Origin of the sequence: Nocardiopsis sp. MG754419, from assembly GCF_018207095.1 — a bacterium.
Classification (GTDB): domain Bacteria; phylum Actinomycetota; class Actinomycetes; order Streptosporangiales; family Streptosporangiaceae; genus Nocardiopsis.
The window spans coordinates 1-5,742 of sequence record NZ_QOCZ01000232.1 but is presented as its reverse complement, the minus strand read 5'-3'; the positions used below and the strand labels follow the sequence as shown (position 1 = coordinate 5,742).

Annotated in this window: 6 protein-coding genes and 1 tRNA gene; 2 read left to right on the top strand and 5 right to left on the bottom strand. The window is 69.4% G+C overall.

The window, feature by feature from the left end; all coding sequences use genetic code 11:
• Positions 1-196: 196 nt before the first annotated feature.
• From rplA to DSY14_RS26540, 5 genes are all read right to left on the bottom strand, one after another.
• On the bottom strand, positions 197-874 hold the full coding sequence (gene rplA / locus DSY14_RS26560) for a 50S ribosomal protein L1 (RefSeq protein WP_211719353.1): 678 nt from the start codon (positions 872-874) through the stop codon (positions 197-199).
• A gap of 90 nt (positions 875-964) precedes the next feature.
• Positions 965-1,396, bottom strand: a complete 432-nt coding sequence (rplK, locus tag DSY14_RS26555) for a 50S ribosomal protein L11 (RefSeq protein WP_211719352.1) — start codon at positions 1,394-1,396, stop codon at positions 965-967.
• A gap of 278 nt (positions 1,397-1,674) precedes the next feature.
• The gene (gene nusG / locus DSY14_RS26550) at positions 1,675-2,469 is read right to left on the bottom strand and encodes a transcription termination/antitermination protein NusG (RefSeq protein WP_211719351.1); all 795 of its coding nucleotides are present in this window, start codon (positions 2,467-2,469) and stop codon (positions 1,675-1,677) included.
• Between the two features lie 175 nt (positions 2,470-2,644).
• On the bottom strand, positions 2,645-2,896 hold the full coding sequence (secE, locus tag DSY14_RS26545; RefSeq protein ID WP_211719350.1) for a preprotein translocase subunit SecE: 252 nt from the start codon (positions 2,894-2,896) through the stop codon (positions 2,645-2,647).
• Positions 2,897-2,997: 101 nt separating this feature from the next.
• Positions 2,998-3,070: transfer RNA gene (locus tag DSY14_RS26540), tRNA-Trp, on the bottom strand.
• 225 nt (positions 3,071-3,295) lie between these two features.
• On the opposite strand from DSY14_RS26540, the gene DSY14_RS26535 reads away from it, so the two are divergent.
• Both DSY14_RS26535 and DSY14_RS26530 read left to right on the top strand, forming a co-directional pair.
• Positions 3,296-4,504 (top strand): pyridoxal phosphate-dependent aminotransferase, encoded by a 1,209-nt coding sequence (locus DSY14_RS26535; RefSeq protein ID WP_211719349.1) that lies wholly within the window; start codon positions 3,296-3,298, stop codon positions 4,502-4,504.
• Between the two features lie 121 nt (positions 4,505-4,625).
• A complete protein-coding gene (locus DSY14_RS26530) occupies positions 4,626-5,675 on the top strand; it encodes an adenosine deaminase (protein ID WP_211719348.1) in 1,050 nt (349 codons plus the stop codon).
• Positions 5,676-5,742: the final 67 nt, after the last annotated feature.

Genomic DNA, 5,742 nt, shown 5'->3' with positions numbered 1-5,742 from the left:
TGTCTCACACGAGGGCCGCGAGGCCGATGCGGTGGCGCACGAACGCGTGGTCCCGTTCGGGGGCCGGCAGGGCTCGGGAGGCGCCGGTGACGGGACCCGGGGGACCCGGATCACGCCGGGGCACCGAGGGTTCCCGTGCGGCCCGTCGCCGTCCGAACGCGGGCCCCGACACCGTCGGGGCCCGGAGGAACACGACTCAGGCGTCGAGCGGGATGCTCGGGCCCATCGTGGTGGTGACCACGGCCTTCTTGATGTAGCGGCCCTTCGCGGCGGAGGGCTTGAGGCGGTTCACCTCGTCGATCGCGGCCTGGTAGTTCTCCAGCAGCTTGGGCTCGTCGAAGGAGACCTTGCCGATGATGAAGTGCAGGTTCCCGTGACGGTCCACGCGGAACTCGATCTTGCCGCCCTTGATGTCGGTCACGGCCTTGGCCACGTCCGGGGTGACGGTGCCCGTCTTGGGGTTGGGCATGAGGCCACGGGGACCGAGCACGCGGCCGAGACGACCGACCTTGCCCATGAGGTCCGGGGTGGCCACAACGGCGTCGAAGTCGAGGAAGCCGTTCTGGATCTTCTCGACGAGGTCGTCGTCGCCGACGATGTCGGCGCCGGCGGCCCGAGCCTGCTCGGCACGCTCACCGGTCGCGAAGACCAGGACCCGAGCGGTCTTGCCGGTGCCGTTCGGCAGGTTCACGGTGCCGCGGACCATCTGGTCGGCCTTGCGCGGGTCGACGCCCAGACGCAGGGCGACCTCGACGGTGGCGTCGAACTTGGCGCCGGAGGTGTCCTTGGCCAGCTTCACGGCCTCGGCGGGGCTGTAGAGCCGGTCACGGTCCACCAGGTTGGCGGCTTTGCGGTGGTTCTTGCTGCGCTTCACGCTGTTCTCCTACGGGAACGTGTGGTCCTTGGGCCAGCGCCTGGCCCTGCCACGGTGGTTCTTGTCCGTCGAGCAACCCCTGATCGGGAGCTACTTGACCTCGATGCCCATCGAACGGGCGGTGCCGGCGACGATCTTGGTGGCGGCCTCGATGTCGTCGGTGTTGAGGTCGGGCAGCTTGGTCTGCGCGATCTCACGGACCTGGTCGGCACTGATGGAGCCGGCGTTGCTGCGGCCGGGCTCACCGGTGGCCTTGTCCAGGCCGGCGGCCTTCAGGATCAGCTTGGGCGCCGGGGGCGTCTTGGTGACGAAGCTGAAGGAACGGTCCTCGTAGATGGAGATCTCTACGGGGATGACGTTGCCGCGCTGGGCCTCCGTAGCAGCGTTGTACTGCTTGCAGAAGTCCATGATGTTGACGCCGTGCGGACCGAGAGCGGTACCGACGGGCGGCGCCGGGGTCGCCTGACCGGCGGGCAGCTGCACCTTGACGAGTGCGGCGAGTTTCTTCTTCTTCGGAGGCATATCGGGTCCTTTGCCTGATCTGCGTTGTGTGCGGGCCCCTGCCTCCCTGACGACGCCACCGGGTCCTGGGACCGTGGTCGCGCCGCTGCCGAAGGAGGCTTCCCCGCGCGAGGCGCGGGCCGCGGCCCGTCGGGACCGGACGGGCCGGGCGCGTGTTCGTCGGGCCGCGAGGCCGGCGGTGACACGCGACGGTGGGTCCACCCTCGTGAGGGTGGACCCACCAAGTCTACGTCGCCCGGACAGTGGTCCGGGCGGGGTGTGGGGAGGACCCCACCAAGTCAGATCTTGGCGACCTGGTTGAAGGAGAGCTCCACCGGGGTCTCACGACCGAAGATCGACACGAGCACCTTGAGCTTCTGGGTGTCGCCGTTGATCTCGCTGACCGTGGCGGGCAGGGTCGCGAACGGACCCTCCATGACGGTGACGGACTCGCCGACCTCGTAGGCGACGTCGGAGCGGCCTTCGCCGCCTCCGGCGCTCTTGGCCTGCGGAGCGGTCTCCGGCTCCTCCTCCGGCTCGGGCGCCAGCAGCTTGGCGACCTCGGTGAGGCTGAGCGGGGCCGGCTTGTTGGACAGACCCACGAACCCGGTGACGCCGGGGGTGTTGCGGATCGCCGACCAGGACTCGTCGGTCAGGTCCAGGCGGACGAGCACGTAGCCGGGCAGGACCTTCTCGGTGACCTGCTGACGCTTGCCGCTCTTGACCTCGGTGACCTCGTGCTCGGGCACCTCGACCTGGAAGATGAACTCCTCCATGTTGAGGGACTGGGTACGGCTCTCGACGTTGGCCTTGACGCGCTTCTCGTAACCCGCGTAGGTGTGCACGACGTACCAGTCGCCGGGCAGCAGGACGAGCTCGTTCTTGAATTCCTCGACGGGGTCGAGACGGGGCACCTCGGGCTCGGTGTCGGCCTCATCGGCGCTCTCGTCGGCCTCTCCGGCCTCCCCGGCGAGCTCCGGGACGTCGTTCTCGGCGTCCTGAGGCGACTCGTCCGCCAGGCCGGTCTCTTCCGCCGACGACTGATCCGGCTCCTCTTCGGGGAAGTCGTCAGAGGTCAGTGGGGACTCGGACACGGCTGCTCTTTCTCTCGTCGGATTCGCTAGTGCGTGCGACGCACACCGAACAGGCCGTGCGTCGAACCCAGTTCTGCCAGCTTACGGTCTCTCCGGGCGACGCGGGACCAACGCGCGGACGAGGAAGGGCCGCCGGGGGCGGAGTGGACGCGCCCCTGGCCCTCATGAGGGGGTCTTAGACGCCGGGGCGTCCGAAGTTGCTGTAGAGCCACGTCACGGCCTCGCCGAAGGCGAAGTCGAGAAGCGAGACGTAGGCCAGGACGATCACGACGAACACCAACACGACGATGGTGTAGGTGACCAGTTCCTTGCGCGTGGGCCAGCGGACCTTGCGCAGCTCTCCGACGACCTGCTTGGTGAACGTCACCGGACCGGTACGACGCGTCGGCTCCTTGTCGGGCTTCGCGTCGGCGTCAGTCTGAGTCACCTGGGGTCCTTAGGGTCGCGGGCTGCTTGATTCCCCGTAGTTCCGTTGCCCTCGCGGTGGGGTGGCGACGGAGTCGCCACCCCGGTCCGCGCGCGGACTTGCAGGGCAGGAGGGACTCGAACCCCCAACCGCCGGTTTTGGAGACCGGTGCTCTGCCAATTGAGCCACTGCCCTTAGCGGAAACTGCGTTCCCCACCATAGCCGGTCCTGAGAGCAGCCGCACACCCGTCGAGGTGTGACGCCTGGGTAACGAACCGGCCGGCGCGAATGAGTGTACGCCCTCCGCGGCGCCTCGACCAAACCGTTTCCGGCGGTCCGCACGGCGGGCGTGACCTTCCCCGCCCGGTGAAGTGACCTTCCCCCCGCCGGGACGGAGAGCCACATGACACCATAGGAGACATGACTGACCGACCCCGTGTCTCTGCACGTATCAGCGCCATCTCCGAGTCCGCCACCCTCGCGGTGGACGCCAAGGCCAAGGCCATGAAGGCGGAGGGCCGACCCGTCATCGGATTCGGCGCGGGGGAACCGGACTTCCCGACCCCCGACTACATCGTGGAAGCCGCGGTGGCCGCCGCCCGTGAGCCCCGCTTCCACCGCTACACCCCGGCCGGCGGCCTTCCCGAGCTCAAGAAGGCCATCGCCGAGAAGACCGAGCGCGACTCCGGTTACAAGGTCGACGCCTCCCAGGTCCTGGTGACCAACGGCGGCAAGCAGGCCATCTACGAGGCCTTCGCCGCCATGCTGGACCCGGGCGACGAGGTCATCGTCATCGCCCCGTACTGGACCACCTACCCCGAGTCGATCAAGCTCGCGGGCGGTGTCCCCGTGTACGTGGTGACCGACGAGAGCACCGGCTACCTGGCCTCGGTCGAGCAGCTGGAGGCCGCGCGCACCGACCGCACCAAGGTCCTGGTGTTCGTCTCCCCCTCGAACCCGACCGGCGCCGTCTACCCGCGTGAGCAGGTCCGGGCCATCGGCCGATGGGCGAACGAGCACGGCCTGTGGGTGCTGACGGACGAGATCTACGAGCACCTGGTCTACGGCGACGCCGAGTTCTCCTCCCTGCCGGTCGAGGTGCCCGAGATCGCCGACCGCACCGTGATCGTCAACGGCGTGGCCAAGACCTACGCCATGACCGGTTGGCGCGTGGGGTGGATCATCGGCCCGAAGGACATCGTCAAGGCCGCGAGCAACCTCCAGTCGCACGCCACCTCCAACGTCGCGAACGTGTCGCAGGCCGCCGCCCTGGCCGCCGTGTCCGGTGACCTGGCCGCGGTCGACGAGATGCGCGAGGCGTTCGACCGTCGTCGTCGGACCATCGTGCGGATGCTCAACGAGATCGACGGCGTGGTCTGCCCCGAGCCCGAGGGCGCCTTCTACGCGTACCCGTCGGTGAAGGGCGTGCTCGGCAAGAAGATCCGCGGTCGGACCCCGCGGACCTCGACCGAGCTGGCCGAGCTCATCCTCGAGGAGTCCGAGGTCGCCGTGGTCCCGGGTGAGGCCTTCGGCACCCCCGGCTACCTGCGTCTGTCCTACGCGCTCAGCGACGAGGACCTCGTCGAGGGCGTGACCCGCGTGCAGAACCTGCTGGCCGAGGCCGAGTAGACCTCACACGGTCGACGAGGGAGCCCCGGGCCGTCGGCCCGGGGCTCCCTCGTGTGTGGAGTGGATCGCGGAGTCACGGTTACCGGTGCGCGTGGTGTGTTCCATACGGCAGGCTTGGGACATGGAGACACCGACCAGCACCCGCCGGTTGGACCGGCTGCCCAAGGCCCACCTGCACCTGCACTTCACCGGGTCGATGCGTCACGACACCCTCGTGGAACTCGCCGAGCTGCGCGGGGTGCACCTGCCCCAGGCCCTGGCCGAGGAGTGGCCGCCCAAGCTGCGCGCCACCGACGAACGCGGCTGGTTCCGCTTCCAGCGGCTGTACGACATCGCCCGCTCGGTCCTCAAGGAGCCGGAGGACATGTACCGGCTTCTCCTGGAGGCGGCCCAGGACGAGAGGGCGGCGGGTTCGGGCTGGCTGGAGATCCAGGTCGATCCGAGCGGCTACGCGTCCCGGTTCGACGGGCTCACCGCCACCCTGGAGCTCATCCTGGACGCCGCCCGCGTCGCCTCGGAGAGCACGGGTGTGGGCGTGGGGATCATGGTGGCGGCCAACCGCACCCGACACCCGATGGACGCCCGCGCGCTGGCCCGCCTGGCCCGGCAGTACGCGGGCAGGGGCGTGGTGTCGTTCGGGCTCAACAACGACGAACGACGCGGCCGCGCCCGCGACTTCGAGGCGGCCTTCCGGATCGCCAAGCGCGCCGGGCTGCTCTCCGCCCCGCACGGTGGGGAGCTCAACGGCCCGCGGAGCGTGCTGGAGTGCCTGGACGAGCTGAACGCCGACCGCGTGGGGCACGGGGTCAGGGCGGTCGAGGACCCTTACCTGATGGAACGGATCGCCACCCAGGGGGTGACCCTGGAGGTCTGTCCGACCTCCAACGTGGGGCTGGGCGTGGTGGAGCAGGTGGAACACCTGCCGCTGCGCCGGTTGTTCGACGCGGGTGTGCCGATCGCCCTGGGCACCGACGACCCCCTGCTGTTCGGTCCACGCCTGGTGGAGCAGTACCGGATCGCCCGCGAGGTGTTCGGGTTCACCGACACCGAGCTGGCCGAGCTGGCGCGCATGTCGATCCGCGGCTCGGGCGCCCCGGACCCCCTCAAGAAGGAGATGCTGGCGGGTGTGGACGCCTGGCTGAACACTCCTCCACGGGAGCACACCGGGTAGTGCGCGCCGGGGCACCCCGGGGCGCACTACCCGGTGTGCTCCCGTGGAGGAGTGTTCAGCCAGGCGT